The organism is Thiothrix fructosivorans, from assembly GCF_017349355.1.
GTDB classification, from domain to species: Bacteria; Pseudomonadota; Gammaproteobacteria; order Thiotrichales; family Thiotrichaceae; genus Thiothrix; species Thiothrix fructosivorans.
Genome location: NZ_JAFMPM010000006.1, coordinates 262,765 through 282,391, shown reverse-complemented (window position 1 = coordinate 282,391; position 19,627 = coordinate 262,765). Strand labels below are relative to the sequence as shown.

Sequence of the window (19,627 nt, the reverse complement as noted above, 5' to 3'; positions counted from 1 at the left end):
TTTCGTTAAGTTTGACAATAGGGGATGTGTTCAGTCGCCGCTATGGGAGCGTGGACAAATGGCGTTAAGCACGGGATGACGCGTATAAAGTGGTTTTTTGACGAAAAATAGCAGGGCACTGCCTTGTAGCATGAAAATCACCGCCATTTGCAGGAAGGCGCTGGTGTCGCAGATGTGTAATACGCCTGTTACACTCAATAACACACTTAAAAGCAGTAAAACGGGCGATAAGCGGCAGAGAATTATGCCCGCCAGATGGGTCAGTGAGCATTGCACCATGCCAGCCAGAACGTGGAGGCGCATAAGTGCGACGGCGCTGGCTGCGAGCACGCTTGCCCCGATCACGCCTTGCGCTGACCACAGATGCACCAGCGGGAGTAGCAATGCCAGCTTGAGCAGAATTTCCGCTAAAGCCAAGCCTGCATTGAGGCGTTGTTTGCCCAGTGCATTGAAATACGGTGACGTGGCGAGTTGCACCGCAAGCCCTAATAAGATCAGGGTAAACAGGGTTAGCGGTACAGCAAGATCGGTATATGCTTCTCCGACCCAGAGGCGTAAAAAATGTTTGCCAATGAACCCCGTATTGAAGGTGGCGAGTAAAGCGAGTGCTACGCCAATTTGCAGGGATTTTAGAGTGGTATCCAATGCACTGGCGAGGCGTTGCTCACCGGCATGGCGCATAATGATGGTGTCCCAATAGCTTTGAAAGCGCATCAAAATTTGGGTAAGCATATCAATCACCACGACCATAATGGCATACGGTGCGACTGCGCCTACGCTCAGCAATAGCCCGACCAACACATTATCCGTGCGGTATTTGAAGAATTCGGCAACTTGGGTCATGGCGGCATAGCGGCTGAAGCTGAGTAGTTCGCGCAGGTGTAGCCAATCGAGCGCTTGCCAGTCGATGTAAAATGTGCGATCACGGCGGTACACGCTGAGCATCATCAGCGCAAAAAACAGTATATTGATGCACGAGGCGTACACCAAAATCGTGATTAAACCGCCACCCAACCACAGCAGCACAGGGATGCCCAGCAAGCGCAGCACAATGCGGATGATTTCAAACCAGCCAATCTCGGTGTAGCGTACTTCCGCCCGTAAGATGCTTTGGTATAAGCGTAAGGGAATCGACAACGCGACTTCGACCAGCAATAGCGTGATGACATCGGGAACAGGTTGGGCAGTGTTGGGCAAAATGCCGCTGTACACTAAGCCTTGCACGGCGAGTGCCGCGACACCTAAGACGGCGGTTAAACCGAGCGATAGTAATAGGGAACTGCTGAAAGTGCGCCGCCAACCTGCTTGATCAGCCGCATGGATAGACAAATAACGCGTACACGCCAACGCAATCCCAAAATCCAATAGCAGCAAATAGCCGGTAATGGAGGTCGCCATTGCCCAGATACCGAAGTCATTTGCACCCAAGGCGTTGAGCACAAACGGCAGTAATAGCAATGCACCAACCGCGTTGAGTGCAATCGCCAGCAAGCGAATGAGGGTGGCGCTGGCGTAGCTTTTAGCCATTGGCATCGTCAACGATAGCGACGAGACGCTGATCCCAATCGAAACGGTAACGCGCCGTGCATTGCGCGGTTTTGGCTTGCAGCACGCCCGCATAACCGGGGAGTTGTAGAAAGCGTTGTAATTTGCGGGCTAATTCGGCGGGGTCGTGCGGGTCAAACAACAATTCGTCATCGGGCAAGACTTCGTGAATTTCGGGAATGCGGCTGGCAAGGCAGGGTAGACCGTAACCCATTGCTTCGAGCAGCGCGTTGGGTGAACCTTCGTGCAGCGTAGGCAAGAGCAACAGATGGCAGGTTTGCAGGATATTGGGGACATCATCACGCCAGCCGAGGAATTGCACGCGGTCGGTTAAGCCTGCTTGCGCGGTGAAGGCTTGCAATTCGCCGAGATAATCTTTGCCGCTATTGTCGCTGCCGATCAGTACATATTCCCAGCGTTGCGTGGTGGGCAGGTGACGCAGGGCTTGTAAGACTAGCAGCAAATTTTTGCGCGGATTCAAGACCGAGACAGTGGCAATCCGAATGGTGTCGGTGCGGATATTGGGGCGAGGGATGGCGAGGGCTTGCGTGGTAATGTGATTGGGTAAACTGGTGGTTTTGTGTTCCCCGCCGGAACGGGCATTGATGCTGGCTTTCATGCTGGCGTTGGTGGTAATCACCTGATACGAATAGCGCATTCCGAGCTTTTCCAACAGGCTGTGCACCCAGATGCGTGGGCGAGCAAAGCGTTTTTTGGCAGCATCGAATACGTCATCGCCGCGCACAAACGTGAGTGTTTTTACCCCTAAACCCCGACCCGCGAGAATCGACAGGCTGGCGTAGAAAAAAGAAAACATGAGGTGTTGTTTGACGCGATGTTCGCGGGTGAGGCGGCGTAATTCACGGGCGGCACGAAGGTAAAATTCCGGCCAATACCACAGTGAGTTGGGGCGGGAGCGCATCGGTAAAATCACGGGGTGGATGTTTTCACCCTCGACCGGCAATTTTTCGGTGGCAACGTAAATGACTTGATAACCTGCTGCATCCAAGGCGCGGTAGGCACCGTACAGGCGGGTGGTAAAGCCGCCGTGTTTGTGCCGGTAATACGCAGACAGGATAGTGGTGGCGCTCATGCAAAAAACTCAAGGTTTAACATAAGTGCACGCTATCACCTGTGGTGCGTCTTGCTAATAGCCAGTGCGAACAGTGGTAGTAGACGCGGGAAGACTGGTTTTTAGCGTGACAATAGCCGTGCCAGCAGCAAACCATCTTCACTATCCAGCGAATGCCCATCGCCACTCACCCAATATTCCGCTTTACCCGCCAGCGCAAACACGTTATTCATATTCTGGCTGTACGTCGGCACCACAAAATCAAATTGGTCAGGGCGCGGTTTGTCGTCACGAGCAACGGCTACGTAGCGAATCGCTGGGTGCGGTTGGTGATTTAACCAATACAAGAAACGCCCCGGTTCTTCGGTGCGCATGTCGCGGTATAAATCTTGCGCTTCTTCCGTCCACTCGTTGAAGCCCATTGCCTCGGCAAGCAGCGTCATCGGCGTGTTGGTTGCAGCGCTAGCCATATTGGCGCGAGGTGTACCCAGATGTGGCGTGGCAATCGTAATCAGCGTATCCACGGGCACACTGGCATATTGCACCAACCAGCTCCGTGCCACCAACCCGCCTGCCGAATGCCCGACCAGCGTGAGTGGTTCTTGGCGTTGTGCGTAAATCTGCTGCAAATACAGGTTCAGCCATTGCGCTTGTTGCAAGATAGGCGCACGCGGCGGCAATTCCAGCGTGTAAACCATGCGTGCGGGTTTGGTGGGAAAAACGGCTGTCGGCAGCGGATTGTAGATGCCGCGTGGCGTGAAGATAAGGTCGCCGCCATCCACAAAGCCCTGCTGTTGCAAGGTTTGCGTGATGCCATCCTCGCGCCAATCCATGCCATTGCCTTGGAAACCGTGCACCAATACCACGGTTTGCGCCCATAACGTTGTTGGGAATAACAGCAGGCTGATAGCCAGTATTATCCAATCACGGTTTTTCATGTAACCCTCTCATTCTTGTTTGTTAGCTAGTGCTAATATTAGCCCTGTATTCTACTGCAAGCATTGAGTTTCATCATGACTATCCGTTGTATTGCTTTTGACCTTGACGACACGTTGTGGGCATGTAAGCCCGTGATTGTTCACGCCGAGCAGCGTTTTTATACGTGGCTGCAAACGCACTACCCACGCATTACCACCGCTTATACCCCTGAAGAACTCGTGAAAAAGCGCATGAACTACATGCAGCAATACCCTGAATTGCACTATAATCTGACCCGTTTACGTAAAGATTGGTTGGCAACGCTGGCGATAGAACACGCTTACCCAGCAGAACACTTAGTTGAGCAAGGCTTTGAGGTGTTTTGGTTGGCGCGGAATGAAGTGACCTTCTTTGAAGGGGCGTTGACGGTGTTGGAGGCATTGTCAGCTCGCTTTTTGCTCGGTGTGATCAGCAATGGTAACGCCAGTGTCCACCACATCGGCGTGGGGCATTTGTTCCAATTCGTACACAGCGCGGCGCAAGCCGGTGTCGCCAAACCGCATCCGGCGATTTTTCAGCAAGCCTTGGCGCAAGTAGACATTCTGCCGCATCAGGCGGTTTATGTCGGTGATGATCCATTGCGGGATATTCAGGGGGCAGCCGGAGCAGGTTGGCGCACCGTTTGGTTTAACCCTGACCACCAAGCATGGGTAGGTGGGCAAAAACCGGATGCCATCATCGACAATCTTGCGCAATTGGAGGCGGTGGTGGCACGACTATAACGATAACTATTTGGCAAAAAGGAGGCATCGTTAAGATGCGACATAGCCGAACCAGTGATACCGAGTCTCGGACTCGGCAGGCGTGGATTGAACGTTTTTGGGTATCCGATAACGACCACGATTTCTACCAGTTAGGTCAAATCATTGACGACCTATTGCAATTCCCACCCTCTACCGACAGCTTACAACCGTCCAGCTTAGAGGTTGCCGAAATTCTGCGGCATCTGGATGTCGATCAAACCACCCTAATGGCAGCCTTGCTGTGTGATAACCGTTTCCAGCCCATTCTGACGTTGGATGATGTGGAACAACGCTACGGGCAAGCCACGCGGCGGCTGTGCGAAGACATTCGCAACCTACAAGGTTTCCGCGATTGCGTGGAAAACACTGACCCGCGCAGTTCGCGCCAAGAGCAAGGCGAACAATTGTGGCGTATGTTGATGGCGATGGTCAAAGACATTCGTGCTGTTTTGATCAAGCTGGCGTGGAATCTGCAATATTTACGCTTATTGGCGCGTGAAGAGCTAACCGATTTGCACCGTTGCGTGGCACGCCAGAGTATGGATTTGTATGCGCCGCTTGCCAGTCGTTTAGGCATTAGCCAAGTCAAATGGGAATTGGAAGACTTGTCGTTCCGCTTCCTGCATCCCACGACATATAAAGAAGTCGCCAAATCCTTGGCAGGCAAGCGTATTGAGCGTGAGCAATACATTGCCGATTTCATCCACATTCTCAAAGAGTTATTGGCAAAGCAAGGTATCAAAGGCGAGGTATTCGGTCGCCCCAAGCATTTGTATAGCATTTGGAAAAAGCTCAGTCGCAAAAACATTCCGATTGATGAGCTGTACGACCTGCGAGCAGTACGGGTGATTGTGGAAAATTCCAGCATTTGCTACCAAACGCTGGATGTGGTGCATGATGAATGGCGGCATATCCCCGAAGAATACGACGATTACATTGCCAATAAAAAACCCAACGGCTACCAATCCATCCACACCGTGGTGCTGGGCCCTGAAGGCAAGTACGTCGAAGTGCAAATCCGTACCCGCGAGATGCACCGCTTTGCGGAGTTAGGCGTTGCGGCGCACTGGCATTACAAGGAAGGCGGCAAGCAAGACAAAGCGATGAGCGAGGCGATCAATTCGATGCGCCGCTTGCTGGATGCGAACGACAGCGATAGTGATTTGCTGGAAGATTTCCGCACGGAAGTGTTTACCGATCGGGTTTTCGTGATCACGCCCAAGGGCAGAATCATTGATATGCCGAAAGGCTCAACTCCGATCGACTTTGCTTACCATGTGCATACCAGCGTCGGGCATCGTTGCCGTGGTGCTAAGGTGAACGGCAGCATTGTGCCGCTCAATTACGTGCTGAAAAACGGCGAACAGGTGGACATTATCACCAGCCGCAATGAACAGCCGCGTCAGGATTGGATGAAGCCGGAATTGGGTTTCGTGCGTTCGGTCAGCACGCGCCAAAAAGTCCGTTCGTGGTTTAGCCAGCAAAATCATGAGCGTAACCTCAAGGATGGCGAACGCATCCTCGAAAAAGAACGCCATTTGCTGAATCTCCCTAAACTGGATTACGCGGAATTGCTCCAGCAGTTTAACCGTAGCAATGAGCGCGAGTTGTTGATTGCGGTGGGGCGTGGGGAAATTTCGGCGGCACAAATACGCAACTTCCTGTTAAGTGCGCACGAGTCGGAATTCAAGCTGCGTAAAACAGGTAGCCCTGATGCGCTGACCAGTGACGTGGCGGTGCGCGGTGTCAGCAAAATCTACAGCCGTATGGCGACGTGTTGCCATCCGGTGAATGGTGATGCGATTGTGGGGTATTTGTCGCAAGGGCGTGGGGTCATTGTGCATCGGGCAGATTGCCCCGACCTTGCTAATCTGCGCAAGGAACGCGAAGAGCGCATGATCGAAGTTGATTGGGGGACACATGCCGCCGCTGCGTATGCGGTGGATATTACCGTGTTAAGTTACAATAAGTTAGGCGTTTTGGGGGATGTGGCGAGTTTACTTGCCAAGGAAAAGGTTAATATTCATAGCCTGAATATCCGTGCGACTAACGACCCGTGTTTAACGGTGATGGACTTTACGCTGGAAATCCGTGATGTGCAGCAGCTCGGTGATGTGCTTGAAAAGCTGCTGCAATTGTCATCGGTGATTGATGCCCAGCGTAAAGGCTGAGTGCTTATTGCCCCAGTAAGGCTTTTTTCAAGCTCGCTTGCACGGGCTTGTTGCCGATCCAGATGCCGTACAGGGCTTGCTTGAAGTCGTGTCCGGCAATCGTGGCGGCGGCTTTGCCGTTCTTGATAATGCTCATATTGGTCGGTTTGTAGACGAAATCGTAGATATCGCCTTCTTTGATTTCTTCTTTAAACACACTGATGAGTTTTTCAATACGGGGTTGCAGGGCGGGGTCAGGATTAGAATATTTGAAACCTTCCCGCACCGCGTCTTCTAGCACCCGGCTAGTGATCATGGATGAGGTGATTTCGAGCCGTACTGCACTGGGTTGATCAGAAGTGAGAATGGCGGCGGCATCACTATTGCTTGCTTGCAAATACAAACCAGCGTTGTAAAGGTTAAAAAAAGCTTTGGAACGGATGCCTTTGCCATTCAAATTTAATGCTTGTCCTGCGAAACTTTGTTGGGCGGGAAATTGATCGGCAGCATAGCCGAGTATCGGTAGTAAACACAGCAAAGCCAACCCATATTTCAAGACAGTACGCATACACACCTTCTCCTAATTTTTGCTCAGATGATAACCACTTATCTATACCACGTTGGTTGGGGTAGGGCTAGCTGCTAGACTGGGATTACCTCGATAAACCATTGATAAAAATAATGCCATGAATACTGGACTCCTCATTTTTGTTTCCCTGTTAGGTGGTGGTGTGCTGTGGGGTATCTTGCTCTACAACCAACTGGTCGTGCTCAAAAACAATACCGAAAAGGCGTGGAGCAATACCGATGTCTTGCTCAAGCAGCGCAATGCCGAATTGCCTAAATTAGTTGCTGTATGCAAGCAACACATGCAGTACGAGCAGGAAACACTGCAAAAAGTCATGGAGGCACGTAATCGCGTTGCCAGTGCGATGCAGTCCGGCAATATGGGCGCATTGGGTGCGGCGGAAAACGCCTTGCGGGTCGGTTTGGGTAACTTGTTTGCAGTGGCGGAAGCCTACCCTGAACTGAAAGCCAGTGATTCGTTTCAGCATTTGCGCGAACGCATTACGGGGTTAGAAGACAGCCTTGCGGATCGGCGGGAGTTCTACAACGATTCGGCAGCGATCAATAACACGCGTATTGCACAGTTTCCTGACGTGATTCTTGCTAAAGCGTTCAGCTTTAAGCGGTTTCGTCTGATGAGTTTTACTGCCGAGGAAACCAGCGATGTGGACGTGGCTGCACACTTTACTTCCTGAGTTAGCGCTAAGCAGTGATGCGGGTGGTTTGAACGCGTATCAGGTAATTGAAAACCAGCGGTTAGCGGTGTTGCGGCGTGGTGGTTTGATGAATCTGACGGCTGCGCCCCGTTTTGCGATTGTCTGGATGGGTGTTTGTTTCGGGGTGCAACGTTATGCAGAGCTGCACTGGTTGTTGCTGCCTGCCACGCTTAGCCTGTGGTTTGCACTAGGGCTGTTTCGCCGTTACCGCTTGATTGTGGATACGCCAACCTCGCGTCTGAGCAGTGGTGCGCAAGGTTATGTGGAATTGCAGGGCAAAGCGGCATTGCCGGATGGCGAAAGTTGCCGTGGCTTACCGCATTTACCCGTGACGGTGTGGTTGCCGGGTTATATCGACGCTGCACCGTTTGTGTTGGATGACGGCAAAGGACAGTGTTTGCTGTATCCTGCTCACGCTGAAATCGTGACGCGCCCCGCTGATACGCATTTTTCTTGGCTGAAAGCCATTTACCCCGGTCAGACGTTGTATGTGTTGGGTGAGTTGTATACCCAACGGGGTGATAATCTGCCGCTGGAACGGCGCGAGCGCGTAGCGGCAGTGCTGGCTGAGTGGAAACGCGACCGCCATCAATTGCTGCACAATTTTGATGCCGATGGCAATGGTCAAATTGACGCTGAGGAGTGGCAGACGGTACGTCAGGCTGCTGAACAGTGGGTTAATGATGACATCCGCGAACAACAACGTGCACCGGGTACGCATCTGATGGATGGCGCACGTACTGGGCAGTTGTTTCTGATTACGAATATTCTTCCTGCTACCCTTGCTGCTCGGTATCGTTGGGCAGCATGGCTGCATTTGACGGTTTGGCTAGGGCTACTCTGGCTAATGTCGTTGGGTTGATAGGCTCATTCTCACCTGTTTTCTTCCCGCAACTTTTGCACTGATCCTCTTGGCTTGTTTACACCTTTTTTACAGATCAGATGACATTATTGACATGATCGACAAATTTACCTTGCGAAGGGATAAATCTGCGGTGTAAACGCGCATTGTTGGTTCATCTGATAATAAATTGTCGACAATATGAGAAATGGTTTTGGTTTACAGCTTATTTTTCATACATATTTGTGTCGTAGCTAGCATTAGTTTCGCAGCGTTTTTTGCAAATGGAGGAGTCTCATAATTATGTCATCAAACATTAACTGGGCCGCGATTGATCGTGATCCCCGCTTTCAGGCATTACACAAGAGAAAGACAACATTCTTGTGGAGTCTGATGGCTATTTCAACCATCTATTACTTCCTACTACCGATTGGGGCGGCTTACTATCCTGAGCTGTTTAAAATTAAGGTTTGGGGACCAATGAACGTGGGCATCTTGTTTGCGTTATCCGAGTTCATTGTCGCGTGGACAATTGCGGCTATTTATGCGCGTCGTGCTAACCGCGATTTCGATGCAATGGCTGCGGAAATTGTCCGCGATTCTAGCCTGATCAAGTAAGGGAGACACATATGAAGAAAACGTTTTGGGCAGGCTCAATCGCCCTATTGCTAGGCTTGTTAGCAAGCCAAACCGCCTTTGCTGAAGGTGGTGCTGTTGCCGATAAATTCAAATGGCTGACCTTCTTGGTGTTTGGTCTGATCATCGGTATGACCATGTATGTGACATACCGCGCTGCCAAGCAGACATCCTCTGCGGCTGACTTCTACGCAGCGGGTCGTTCCGTTACCGGTATCCAAAATGGTTGGGCTATTGCAGGTGACTACCTGTCAGCCGCTTCCTTCTTGGGTATCGCGGGTCTGATCTCCCTGTATGGTTATGATGGTTTCATGTACTCCGTAGGCTGGTTGGTCGCGTACATCACCGTATTGTTGGTGATTGCAGAACCCTGCCGGAATATCGGGAAGTACACGTTGGGCGACATCCTTGCCTTCCGTAACAACCCGAAAGCCTCAAAAGTGGTTGCAGCGATTTCTACCGTAACGGTTTCCACCTTCTACCTGACGGCTCAAATGGTAGGCGGCGGCGTTCTGGTTAAAACCCTGATCGGTATCGACTATGAAGTGTCCGTTATCGCAGTAGGCATCTTGATGCTGACTTATGTGGTATTCGGCGGCATGAAAGCCACTACTTGGGTACAAATTATTAAGGCTATTCTGCTGGTAACAGCGTCTATCCTGCTGGTAGTGTTCACTTGGGGTCAATACGGCTTCTCCTTCCCCGGCTTCTTGCAAGCAGCCGTTGACAATCCTGACATTCAAAAGCAAGTCGCTAAATTGATTGGTGATGCTGCTACTAACATGACACCGGCTGAACTGGGTCAACGCTTCTTAGAACCGGGTTTGTACCTGAAAAGCCCTATCGACCAAATCTCCTTAGGGATGGCGTTGGTTCTGGGTACGGCGGGTATGCCACACATCCTGATGCGCTTCTTCACTGTACCGACAGCACAAGATGCACGGACATCTGTTATCTGGGCGATGGCGATCATCGGTGGCTTCTACGTTCTGACCCTGTTCTTGGGTCTAGGCGCGGCGATGAACGTAACGCCTAATGCTATCATGGCTTTGGATAAAGGCGGCAACATGGCTGCACCTTTGCTGGCACAGTTCGTTGGTGGTGGTGCTGATTCTTACTTGGGTAACTTGTTCCTAGCATTCGTCTCAGCGGTTGCTTTTGCTACCATCGTTGCGGTAGTAGCGGGTCTGGTATTGGCTTCTGCTTCTGCAATGTCACATGACTTGTACGTTGGCGTTATCCGTGGCGAACATGCCACAGCGAAAGAGCAAATCACCGCAGCGCGTGTTGCGACGGTTATCGTGGGTGCATTAGCTATCTACGTTGGTATCGCGGCGAAAGGTCAAAACGTTGCTCACTTGGTGGCACTGGCGTTTGCGGTGGCGGCATCTTCTAACTTGCCAGCGGTCTTCCTGACGCTGTATTGGAAGAAGGCGAATACCTACGGTATCGTTGGGGGTATGTTAGCGGGTGCGGGTTCTGCGATTCTGTTGGTAATGCTGTCTCCGAACATGACTTACCCATTGGCGAAACTCGCGGATGCGAAGAAAGTGCTGGAAGGTACGCCATTAGTCGTAGCGAAAGAAGCAGCACCGGCACAATGGGGCTTCTCTTGCGAGTTGTTTGCTGATGCTGCTTGTAAGAAAGAAGTGAAAGCTGCTCCTGAAAAGCCAGCCGTTCCAGGCGCTAAAGAGAAGCTGGCGAAAGCGCAAGCGGATCTGGCAACGCTGACGGATGACGCAGCGAAAGCCGCGAAAACCAAGGAAATTGCGGGTCTGGAAAAATCCATCACCGCTGCAGAAGGCGACTTGAAGAAATTTGAAGGTCAAACTACCAGCATGATGGGCTTGGAAAAACCGTGGTTTATGTTGAAAAACCCAGGTTTGCTTTCCATTCCAATCGGCTTCTTAGTGACGATTCTGTTGTCACTGTTCACGCGTGACCGCCGCTCAGATGAGATGTGGGATGAGCTGTATGTTCGTCAGAACACCGGTATCAATGCAGAAGGGGCGCAAGCCCATTAAGGCTTCCCATTGCCTTAGCTAGAAAAAACCCCCGTCTTGTACGGGGGTTTTTCTTGTAAGCGTCGTCATAAGGGGTGATAGTGAGCCAGATGAACAATAATGCCATTCTGATCGTTGAGGATGATACCCGTATTCGCCAAGTGTTACGGATCATGCTAGAAGCCGAAGGCTACAAGACATTGGAAGCGTCGACCGTTGCGAGTGGCTTAGCTTTAGCGGGTGAATACCGCCCGGGGCTGGTTATTCTCGATTTGGGTCTGCCCGATGCTGATGGGCTTAGTTTTATTCACACCTTACGTGATTGGTCGGATGTTCCCGTTTTAGTGTTATCTGCCCGCACTCAAGAGGCTGAAAAAGTAGCCACACTGGATGCCGGTGCGGATGATTACGTCATTAAGCCCTTTGGGGTTGCTGAGTTGCTAGCGCGTTTAAGGGCGCTGAAACGCAGGCGCGATAAACGTCCAGAAGATGGTTTTGCTATTATTCAATTCAGTCAGGTGATTGTTGATCGCGCTAAACGCTGTGTGTCACGCGAGGGCAAAACCATTCATCTCACGCCCCGCGAATACCATTTATTGACTGTCCTCATGGCACAACCCGGCAAAGTCTTAACCCAACGGCAATTATTGCGCGAAGTCTGGGGCGCGGGGCATTCCGAAGACGGGCATTATGTGCGCATTTACATTGGTCGATTACGCCAAAAGCTGGAAACCGATCCAACCATTCCCCTGCATTTGTTGACAGAAACCGGCGTAGGTTATCGTTTCTGTGCCTAAGCTCGCCCGCTCAATGCGGAATCCATTTAAACAAGAATTCTTTTTTCACCATGACCCATACCAGTGCTAATAATCCGGCATGAAGCGCGGTATTGATCCAGAAATCGTTGTAACCGGGTAACGGTGTATTTGCCACTGCCAGCAACAGGAAGATGTGGATGAAAAAAACATACAGCGATGCTTGCCCTAGTGGAATGAAAAACCACCCCAATGCTCGATTCAGCGGTTGCCAGCAACGTGTCATTAGTGCGTACATCGCCACGAACAGCACCACCGTGTTGAGCAGCCGCCCGATGCCAATTTTGCTTTTGAGAAAGTAGTTATCGTTCCAATAGTTGAACGTTTCCGCTGAGATTAGGTGCAGTGAAATCCACTGCGGAATGTGTGGCAGGGCGTGATGCCACGTAAACACCAGAAAGCCCAGCGACAACACTATGCACACGTAAATCAAGCGTTTACCCCATTCAGTACTGAAAAACGCCAACAATTCTTGCTTGTAATACCCCGCCACCACGCCATGCACATAAATCAATTGCCAGGCCATGATGGGGAAAGCGTATTCAAACTGCGCTCCGGTTGGGCGTAACGATTGGAACGGTGCACCGTAATGAATCGCGTAGATGACCCAGCTTAATCCCAGCAGCAAGCCCACTTTCTGTTTAGCAAGCATGAAAAACACCACGGGGGTGAAGAGGATGAACATGACCACGTACATGCCAATGATCTGAAACTGGTGCGGGCCAATTTGCAGTAGCAAGGCTTTGCTGATGACTTCGGAAATGTTTGCATCCCGCGCGGGATACAGTTGGTAAGTCAGATTGAGGGGCGCGTCGTAAAACGTGGTAATAATGCTGCTGTCAATCCACGGAATAAAGCGGATGGCGGCAACCAGCAAAATCATGACCACGCTAATACGGTACAAATCCACCGAGCGCTGGATTAGCCCCGGCATCACCGCCGACAACCCGTCACGTTTCACTTTTTTGCCGTAGACCATGCCCACTACGATGCCAGAGAGGATAACGAAAATCTCCGCTGTGGAAACCACACCGAGACGTTCCCAACCGATAAACATCAGCAGCGAAAAGTAATCAAAGTGGCTAGCAAATAGTAGGGGAATAACAAAGCCGCGCATGAAGTCGAGGCGTAAGTCGCGGGTAGCACCCGTGTCAGGGTATGCCCAACGTGTGGGAATGAGGTCGGTGAAAGCGCGTGAGACTCGTAGGGTTGCTGTGGTCATGGTATACCGCCATTTATCAGTTTTTATATCGCGTTAATCCATATTATTGATTAGGATGATCGTAAGCAAGCGTGTGCCGCCATACGGTGCTACCCAAACCCATTATGCTCTATAAAAATAAGCCAAGGGAGAAAGCCTGTGGCAATCCAGAAGCCTAGCAAGATGCCGTCTTTGTTCCTCCTCGTCGTGATGTGTGGTGTCGTTTTTTCTGCTGCCTTGCGCCTGATGCTGAGTTTTAATGGTGGGCATATCGACGAATACGATTATTTATTTGTCAGCAAGCAATTGCTGGCAGGTCACGCTTGGGGGACGTATTTCTATATTTTCGGCTCAAATTTGAATTGGTATATCCTAGGCGTGGGTGAAGCCTTGGGTGGGTTAGAAGGGGCGCGTGCTGTCGCAGCCTTGTTTGGCTTGCTGTCATTGTGGGGCATGTATCGCTTGGTGTACCAGTTGTATCAGTCCATCGCGGTGGCGTGGTTGAGTGTGGCATTGCTGGCAATGCAGGCGGCGCATATTTTCATTAGCCGTTTTGCCACTTACGACATTATTGCGCTGGCGTTTTTCAGCTTGTCCCTTGCACCGCTGTTGGCGGCTTGTCAACGGCAAGGCAAGATGCGTTACCCAGCCTTGCTGGGGGCGGTGGTATTGTGTGCTTTGGCGGTGACGAGCAAGTACATCGTGGTGGTGTATGTGCCGTTACTGACATTATTAGCGTTGTGGTTATCACCTGTAGTCGGGATGTTGTTTGGCTTAGGCATGACGCTGGTGCTGGGGGCGTATGCTGGTTGGCATTGGCAGGATTTGCAGGGCTTGTACACTATCCAGATCAAGGGAACGCACGGTGCAAATTCCAATTATGCGTTTATTTTGCAAATGGAAATCTTGTATTTGGCATTGCCATTGTTGCTGTGGGGGCTGGCATTGGGGTGGCAGGTAGTGCGTTTACGTGGGCACGCCTTGCGTGAGCGTCCGACATTGATTGTACTGGGGACGTTGGTCTTTGCATTGCCCTTGGCGGCTTACCACTTGCAGGGGCAGAACATGATCTCGCTGTTTAAGCACTTGGTGTATGCACTGTTTTTCCTTATGCCCGTCATGGCGTGGTTTTTGTGGCAGGTCTTGCAACGTTTTAACTACCAATGGGCAGCACAAGCAATCGCCGCAGCGCTGATCGTGGGCATGGGCTGGTGGAACTACGGCTTGTTGCAAGATATGGAACAGGCTTACCCCGATGTGCGCCCGATTATTGCAGCAATGGCAACCCAGCCTTTGGATGACACCACCACTATTGCCAGCGAAGACCCTTACCTGATGCGATACGCCACCTTCGGCAAATTGCCACAAAACCGCATCAAAGAACTGGGCTGGATGGATAACAATAGGGACGGTAAATACGAGAAGAAAGATGCTGTTGAAGCAGTATGGGATAGCAAGTTCACTTATGTTTTCCTCAATAACCTGATTCAACCCAAAGCCAATCAGGATTTACGGGGAGTGATGCTGAGCCGTGGTTACGAAAAAGTCTTGGACATTCCGTGGCAAACCTCGCAAGTCATGAGTCGCCAAAATCAGGGGACGCTGGAGCTGTATAAGCGCACGAATCCCCCGCGTATTGCCACGGCTGACGACGCCTTGTTTAAGTAAGGATACCCATGAAACGTAGCCTGTTACCGTTATTGTTACTGTGGACTGGCGCTGCCAACGCCGCGCCACTGAGTGCGCGTGTCGGGCAGGAATGTCTGGAGGTAGAATGGCTGGAAAGTGGTTTGCTACGCGCCAGTTATCGCACAGGTGAACAGTGTGACAAACCCGTATTCCCAGCCAGCCCGTATGTGTTGACCGACAAACTCAAGCCATTGCCAAGCAGCACCGAAACCGCCCGCTTGCGCCTCACGTTGGATAGCACATCCCTGTGCTTGAGCATTTACGACAAACGCCAGCAACGCGCTGTCACCAAACTGTGCCCCGGTACAGGTGAAAATAACAGCTTTACACTGGCACTGGCTAAGGGCAACACCGAGCAGCTTTACGGTTTGGGGCAACAACATCCTGCACCGGGGACAACCGACGGCGATTGGTTGCAACGTGGCACGCGAGTCGCGGGTAGCAAATACGGCAACCAATTGGTGGATGCCAAAGGCGGTTTGGTCGGTAATACCCAATTCCCGATTTTGTATGCACTCGGTAAAGACGCTACCCCGTGGTCATTATTTTTGGATAACAGTTACCCGCAAAACTGGAGTTTTCAAGGCGATCCGTTCAAGGTAGGTGTGAAGGGCGGTGACGATTTGCGCTTCTATTTCCGCGTAGGTGAATCGCTGGCGGATTTGCGGCGCGGTTACATGCAATTGGTGGGCAAACCACTGATTCCCAATCGTAAGTTGTTTGGGTTGTGGGTATCGGAGTTTGGTTACGACGATTGGGCGGAACTGGATGGGGTAAGCCAATCCTTGCAGAACAATGGCTTTCCGCTGGATGGCATGGTGATGGATTTACAGTGGTTCGGTGGCATCCGCGACAATTCCGAAAACAGCAGCATGGGCAAACTGACATGGGATGAAAGCCATTTCCCTGATCCTGCGGGCAAGATTAAGGCGCTGGCAAAGCAGCATATTGGCTTGATGCTGATTGAAGAATCCTACATCAGTCGCGGTCTGCCGGAACACCAAGCGTTGCAGGATAAAGGCTTTCTGGTGAAACAGCCCGACGGGAAGCCGGTGTATCTGGCAAAAAAACCGTGGTGGGGCAAGGGTGGGATGATTGACTGGAGTAACCCCGACGCAGGCGCTTACTGGCACGATACCAAGCGCCAAGCACTCGTAGATATGGGGATTCTTGGGCATTGGACGGATTTGGGCGAACCGATGGATTTTGCCGCCGATGCGGTTTACCACGGCTTTACGCCTGGTAAAACCACGCATTCTGATTTGCACAATTTGTATAACGTGCTGTGGCATCAGTCGATTTTCGATGGCTACCAACGTCATCACAGCCAGCAACGCCCGTTTATGTTGTCTCGCGCTGGTGGAGCGGGGATGCAGCGTTACGGTGCGGGCATGTGGTCGGGGGATATTCCGGCACGGCTGGACAACCTTGCGGCGCATTTGAATGCACAGATGCAGATGAGCTTGTCGGGCGTGGATTATTTCGGCTCGGATGCGGGTGGGTTTTATCGCAATTCGTTCACGGGTACGCCGGAGGAATACGAGAAGTTGTACACGCGCTGGTTTGCGGTGTCAGCATTGATTGATCTGCCGTTGCGTCCGCACGCGGATAATGTGTGCAATTGCTACGCTACTGCGCCGGATAAGGTGGGTGATCTTGCCAGCAATCGTGCCAATGCGCGACTGCGGTATGAGCTGATTCCTTACTATTATTCGCTGGCGCACCGAGCGAATCGGGTGGGCGATCCGATCATTGCGCCAGCCATTTATGCCGACGAATCCGACCCGACCTTGCGCGGCATGGGGGCGCAAAAACTGATCGGCGACAAGTTGTTGGCAGCGTTGGAAACCCACCCGAATAGCAAGTCGATGCGGGTTTACCTGCCCAAAGGCGAATGGTTTGATTACCACAGCCACGCATGGCAAAGCAGCAAAGGCGCATGGTTGGAAGAGGTGCCGTTGTTCCACGATAAGTTGTACCGCTTGCCGTTGTATGCGCGGGCGGGGGCGATTCTGCCGTTGCTGGAGGTGGGCGATGGCAGTGTCGATGCTTTTGGGCGCAAGCTGGGCAGCATGGATAAACCCACACTGCTGAAGCTGAAAATCTTCCCACACAGCCAAGCCAGCGAATTCACTGTGTATGAAGACGATGGCGAAACCACAGCGTATACACAAGGCAAAGTTCGCACCACCCGCATCCGCCAACAGCGCGATGCTAACCTTCAGCATGTTTGGATCGAAGCGGCGCAAGGTGACTTTCAAGGCGCACCGGAGCAGCGTGAGGTACAGTTGGTGCTGGCAGAAATTGCGCCGGTCGAAACGGTTACGGTGGATGGCAAGCCGGTGCAAGCTGCCGACAAATCCGGCTTCGGTTGGCAACGCAGCAATTCCAATACCTTGAGTGTGCGCTTGCCAGCGTTGGCAGCCAAGCAGGCGCACCATGTCGAGATTCGCTATGCAGCGCAGGAGAAAAAGTGATGGCTAACGTTCCCGTGTGGGTTTACGTGTTGCTGGTCGTGTCGATTGGGTGCAGCAGTGCTGCGCAAATTTTCCAGAAACTCGCGGCACAGGATTTGGCAACGCATAACGGTTCGCCGCTGCAACTGTTATTGAAGCGCAATATTTTGCTGAGCATTTTCTTTCTCGGCACGGGCTTGTTGTTGTGGCTGGTGGTGTTGGGCAAGCTGGAATTGAGCGTCGCTTACCCGATGTTGAGCATGGGCTACGTGGTGGTCATGCTGGCGGCACGTTGGCTGTTTCACGAAACCATTCCGCCGCGCCGTTGGCTGGGGACGGCGTTCATTATGGCGGGCATCTCGCTACTGGTGGGGGGCGTGTTATGAAATGGTTGCTGATGGCAACGTCCATTATTTGCGGCGCATTGGGGCAATTGTTCATGAAGGCAGGAATGCAGTCGGTGGGGGCGCTGGCGGCGTTTTTCCCGGCGTTGCAATCTGGCTCAGTGAGCACTGAACAGTGGTTTGGCGTGCTGTGGGTGATGGCGGGCATTGTGTGTTACGGCATAGCAATGCTGGTGTGGATTTATGTGCTTGGGCATTTTGAACTGAGCGTGGCGTACCCTTTACTGAGTGTGGGGTATATTTTGGTGTATTTAGGCGCGGTGCTGTGGCCCCGGATTGGCGAGTCATTCACGTTGGGAAAAACAGCGGGAATTGTGCTGATCATGCTGGGCGTGGCGCTGGTGGCAACTCCGACAAAGGCAAATAATCATGAATAACGAACGACCTTACCTGTCCATTATCATTCCGGCGTACAACGAGCAAAGCCGGATTGCCGATTCGCTGTACAAGGTGAAAGATTACCTGTCGCAACAGTCGTACCGCAGCGAAATCATTGTGGTAGACGATGGCAGCCGCGATTTGACGACCGAAGTGGTGAAATTCATCGACATCTACGGCAAGGAAACCAAGGAGCAGGAGGAAGGCCAGTTGATGGAAAACATCAAAAACGTCGGTAAAGGCTTTTCGATTGCACGCGGCATGATCAAGGCATCCGGTGACATTGTGCTGTTTAGCGATGCTGATCTTTCCACCCCGATTGAGGAAATCGAGAAGCTGCTGCCGTATTTTGCGCAAGGTTTCGATGTAGTGATTGGTTCGCGCAAACTGGCGGATTCCGAGGTGGAAAAAAAGCCGTGGTATCGCGATGCGATGAGTTTGATCTTTAATATGGCGGTACGCACACTGTCCGTGCCGGGGATTAAGGATACGCAGTGTGGGTTTAAGGCATATCGGCGGGAAGCGGCGCAGCGGATTGCGTTATTGCAGCGGATTTACGGGTTTGGGTTTGACGTGGAGCATTTGTACATTGCCCGCAAGCAAGGCTTCAAAATCAAGGAAGTGGCGGTGAAGTGGGAACACATGGACGGTTCCAAGGTTGACCCGATCAAGGATTCGCTTCGCATGTTTAGCGATTTGTTGAAGATTCGCTGGTTGCATCGGGCGATGTAATCGCAGTAGGAGATTGGGAATCTTAATTATCCTGACCTGATATTTATCATCGGTTAATGCCAAGACATCCATTATCATAATAACAGTAGAATTAATAAAGGCAGGATGATCAAACGAGGATGGTGGCGTTATTCGACAGTTTCAGATGTCTTTTACAAGGAGAAAATGTCATGAAATTTAAATCACTTATTCGTTCCTTACTGATCAGCATGATGGTTTCTTTACCCGTAGCTGCCAATGCTAGTGATGAAGTGAAAGGTTTGTTCGTGGTAGTGACAACGCCTGACCCGCAAACTCAAATGATGGCAATGGTGTTGTCAACGCAAACATTGAAAAAAGGTAAAAGCGTGCAAGTGCTGCTGTGCAGCGCGGGTGGTGATTTGGCTCTCAAGAATTCACAGGAAGTCATTCTGGAACCACAAAAGAAATCCCCCCAAATGTTGCTGAAGAACCTGATTAAGGAAGGCGTTAATGTGCAGGTGTGCCCCTTGTATTTGCCAAACAAAGGCGCATCCATGACCGATGTGATTGACGGTGTAACACAAGCGGAACCGGCTGCGGTCGCTGATGTATTATTACAGCCCGATGTTAACTTGTTTGCCTTTTAGGTAACCCTTGTAGCCAAAAAGAAAGCCGGGCAATTGCCCGGCTAAATCCATCTACAAGAGAATCGAGAGAAAAAATCTGTTACCAAGATCAGG

18 protein-coding genes are annotated in these 19,627 nt (G+C 51.5%); 13 read left to right on the top strand and 5 right to left on the bottom strand.

Annotated features, from left to right (window positions below; genetic code table 11):
* Positions 1-30: 30 nt before the first annotated feature.
* The 3 genes from J1836_RS04520 to J1836_RS04510 all read right to left on the bottom strand — a co-directional run bounded on the left by J1836_RS04520 (position 31) and on the right by J1836_RS04510 (position 3,555).
* Entirely contained in the window at positions 31-1,533 is a 1,503-nt protein-coding gene (locus J1836_RS04520) for a lipopolysaccharide biosynthesis protein (protein WP_207249892.1), read from the bottom strand.
* On the bottom strand, positions 1,520-2,638 hold the full coding sequence (locus tag J1836_RS04515; protein ID WP_207249891.1) for a glycosyltransferase family 4 protein: 1,119 nt from the start codon (positions 2,636-2,638) through the stop codon (positions 1,520-1,522). Before J1836_RS04515 ends, J1836_RS04520 begins: the two co-directional genes overlap by 14 nt.
* Positions 2,639-2,739: 101 nt before the next feature.
* The gene (locus J1836_RS04510) at positions 2,740-3,555 is read right to left on the bottom strand and encodes an esterase/lipase family protein (RefSeq protein WP_207249890.1); all 816 of its coding nucleotides are present in this window, start codon (positions 3,553-3,555) and stop codon (positions 2,740-2,742) included.
* 75 nt (positions 3,556-3,630) lie between these two features.
* On the opposite strand from J1836_RS04510, the gene J1836_RS04505 reads away from it, so the two are divergent.
* Both J1836_RS04505 and J1836_RS04500 read left to right on the top strand, forming a co-directional pair.
* Positions 3,631-4,317 (top strand): HAD family hydrolase, encoded by a 687-nt coding sequence (locus J1836_RS04505; protein WP_207249889.1) that lies wholly within the window; start codon positions 3,631-3,633, stop codon positions 4,315-4,317.
* A 35-nt stretch (positions 4,318-4,352) separates the two neighbouring features.
* Positions 4,353-6,509, top strand: a complete 2,157-nt coding sequence (locus J1836_RS04500; RefSeq protein WP_207249888.1) for a RelA/SpoT family protein — start codon at positions 4,353-4,355, stop codon at positions 6,507-6,509.
* 4 nt (positions 6,510-6,513) lie between these two features.
* Here J1836_RS04500 and J1836_RS04495 read toward each other — a convergent pair whose 3' ends face one another.
* Positions 6,514-7,056 (bottom strand): chalcone isomerase family protein, encoded by a 543-nt coding sequence (locus tag J1836_RS04495; protein ID WP_207249887.1) that lies wholly within the window; start codon positions 7,054-7,056, stop codon positions 6,514-6,516.
* 118 nt (positions 7,057-7,174) lie between these two features.
* Here J1836_RS04495 and J1836_RS04490 point away from each other — a divergent pair, with 118 nt between their 5' ends.
* The 5 genes from J1836_RS04490 (at position 7,175) to J1836_RS04470 (ending at position 12,048) form a co-directional block, all read left to right on the top strand.
* Complete coding sequence (locus J1836_RS04490; protein ID WP_207249886.1) at positions 7,175-7,750, top strand: LemA family protein; 576 nt, start codon at positions 7,175-7,177, stop codon at positions 7,748-7,750.
* Positions 7,719-8,633: an EF-hand domain-containing protein gene (locus J1836_RS04485; RefSeq protein ID WP_207249885.1), complete on the top strand. Its 915-nt coding sequence runs from the start codon at positions 7,719-7,721 to the stop codon at positions 8,631-8,633. The genes J1836_RS04490 and J1836_RS04485 overlap by 32 nt, the downstream gene beginning before the upstream one ends.
* A gap of 282 nt (positions 8,634-8,915) precedes the next feature.
* Positions 8,916-9,230, top strand: coding sequence for a DUF485 domain-containing protein (locus J1836_RS04480; RefSeq protein WP_207249884.1), 315 nt, complete (start codon positions 8,916-8,918; stop codon positions 9,228-9,230).
* 11 nt (positions 9,231-9,241) lie between these two features.
* Positions 9,242-11,272 carry a sodium/solute symporter gene (locus tag J1836_RS04475; protein WP_207249883.1) on the top strand — a complete coding sequence of 677 codons (2,031 nt, stop codon included), beginning with the start codon at positions 9,242-9,244 and terminating at the stop codon, positions 11,270-11,272.
* Positions 11,273-11,361: 89 nt separating this feature from the next.
* Positions 11,362-12,048 carry a response regulator gene (locus J1836_RS04470; RefSeq protein WP_207251474.1) on the top strand — a complete coding sequence of 229 codons (687 nt, stop codon included), beginning with the start codon at positions 11,362-11,364 and terminating at the stop codon, positions 12,046-12,048.
* Positions 12,049-12,058: 10 nt separating this feature from the next.
* On the opposite strand, the gene opgC is transcribed toward J1836_RS04470, so the two are convergent.
* A complete protein-coding gene (opgC, locus tag J1836_RS04465) occupies positions 12,059-13,288 on the bottom strand; it encodes an OpgC domain-containing protein (protein ID WP_207249882.1) in 1,230 nt (409 codons plus the stop codon).
* Positions 13,289-13,426: 138 nt separating this feature from the next.
* Here opgC and J1836_RS04460 point away from each other — a divergent pair, with 138 nt between their 5' ends.
* The 6 genes from J1836_RS04460 (at position 13,427) to J1836_RS04435 (ending at position 19,534) form a co-directional block, all read left to right on the top strand.
* Positions 13,427-14,935 carry an ArnT family glycosyltransferase gene (locus J1836_RS04460; protein ID WP_207249881.1) on the top strand — a complete coding sequence of 503 codons (1,509 nt, stop codon included), beginning with the start codon at positions 13,427-13,429 and terminating at the stop codon, positions 14,933-14,935.
* 8 nt (positions 14,936-14,943) lie between these two features.
* Positions 14,944-17,433, top strand: coding sequence for a TIM-barrel domain-containing protein (locus J1836_RS04455; protein ID WP_207249880.1), 2,490 nt, complete (start codon positions 14,944-14,946; stop codon positions 17,431-17,433).
* Positions 17,433-17,798, top strand: a complete 366-nt coding sequence (locus J1836_RS04450) for a DMT family transporter (protein ID WP_207249879.1) — start codon at positions 17,433-17,435, stop codon at positions 17,796-17,798. Before J1836_RS04455 ends, J1836_RS04450 begins: the two co-directional genes overlap by 1 nt.
* The gene (locus J1836_RS04445) at positions 17,795-18,193 is read left to right on the top strand and encodes a DMT family transporter (protein WP_207249878.1); all 399 of its coding nucleotides are present in this window, start codon (positions 17,795-17,797) and stop codon (positions 18,191-18,193) included. The genes J1836_RS04450 and J1836_RS04445 overlap by 4 nt, the downstream gene beginning before the upstream one ends.
* Positions 18,186-18,926 carry a dolichyl-phosphate beta-glucosyltransferase gene (locus J1836_RS04440; protein ID WP_207249877.1) on the top strand — a complete coding sequence of 247 codons (741 nt, stop codon included), beginning with the start codon at positions 18,186-18,188 and terminating at the stop codon, positions 18,924-18,926. The genes J1836_RS04445 and J1836_RS04440 overlap by 8 nt, the downstream gene beginning before the upstream one ends.
* Positions 18,927-19,096: 170 nt before the next feature.
* Positions 19,097-19,534, top strand: coding sequence for a DsrE family protein (locus J1836_RS04435; RefSeq protein ID WP_207249876.1), 438 nt, complete (start codon positions 19,097-19,099; stop codon positions 19,532-19,534).
* Positions 19,535-19,627: the final 93 nt, after the last annotated feature.

Excerpts from the sequence above, each read along its gene's own strand:
- J1836_RS04520 (WP_207249892.1), bottom strand. The coding sequence starts at position 1,533 with ATGCCAATGGCTAAAAGCTACGCCAGCGCCACCCTCATTCGCTTGCTG.
- J1836_RS04515 (WP_207249891.1), bottom strand. The coding sequence starts at position 2,638 with ATGAGCGCCACCACTATCCTGTCTGCGTATTACCGGCACAAACACGGC.
- J1836_RS04510 (WP_207249890.1), bottom strand. The coding sequence starts at position 3,555 with ATGAAAAACCGTGATTGGATAATACTGGCTATCAGCCTGCTGTTATTC.
- J1836_RS04505 (WP_207249889.1), top strand. The coding sequence starts at position 3,631 with ATGACTATCCGTTGTATTGCTTTTGACCTTGACGACACGTTGTGGGCA.
- J1836_RS04500 (WP_207249888.1), top strand. The coding sequence starts at position 4,353 with ATGCGACATAGCCGAACCAGTGATACCGAGTCTCGGACTCGGCAGGCG.
- J1836_RS04495 (WP_207249887.1), bottom strand. The coding sequence starts at position 7,056 with ATGCGTACTGTCTTGAAATATGGGTTGGCTTTGCTGTGTTTACTACCG.
- J1836_RS04490 (WP_207249886.1), top strand. The coding sequence starts at position 7,175 with ATGAATACTGGACTCCTCATTTTTGTTTCCCTGTTAGGTGGTGGTGTG.
- J1836_RS04485 (WP_207249885.1), top strand. The coding sequence starts at position 7,719 with ATGTGGACGTGGCTGCACACTTTACTTCCTGAGTTAGCGCTAAGCAGT.
- J1836_RS04480 (WP_207249884.1), top strand. The coding sequence starts at position 8,916 with ATGTCATCAAACATTAACTGGGCCGCGATTGATCGTGATCCCCGCTTT.
- J1836_RS04475 (WP_207249883.1), top strand. The coding sequence starts at position 9,242 with ATGAAGAAAACGTTTTGGGCAGGCTCAATCGCCCTATTGCTAGGCTTG.
- J1836_RS04470 (WP_207251474.1), top strand. The coding sequence starts at position 11,362 with ATGAACAATAATGCCATTCTGATCGTTGAGGATGATACCCGTATTCGC.
- opgC (WP_207249882.1), bottom strand. The coding sequence starts at position 13,288 with ATGACCACAGCAACCCTACGAGTCTCACGCGCTTTCACCGACCTCATT.
- J1836_RS04455 (WP_207249880.1), top strand. The coding sequence starts at position 14,944 with ATGAAACGTAGCCTGTTACCGTTATTGTTACTGTGGACTGGCGCTGCC.
- J1836_RS04450 (WP_207249879.1), top strand. The coding sequence starts at position 17,433 with ATGGCTAACGTTCCCGTGTGGGTTTACGTGTTGCTGGTCGTGTCGATT.
- J1836_RS04445 (WP_207249878.1), top strand. The coding sequence starts at position 17,795 with ATGAAATGGTTGCTGATGGCAACGTCCATTATTTGCGGCGCATTGGGG.
- J1836_RS04440 (WP_207249877.1), top strand. The coding sequence starts at position 18,186 with ATGAATAACGAACGACCTTACCTGTCCATTATCATTCCGGCGTACAAC.
- J1836_RS04435 (WP_207249876.1), top strand. The coding sequence starts at position 19,097 with ATGAAATTTAAATCACTTATTCGTTCCTTACTGATCAGCATGATGGTT.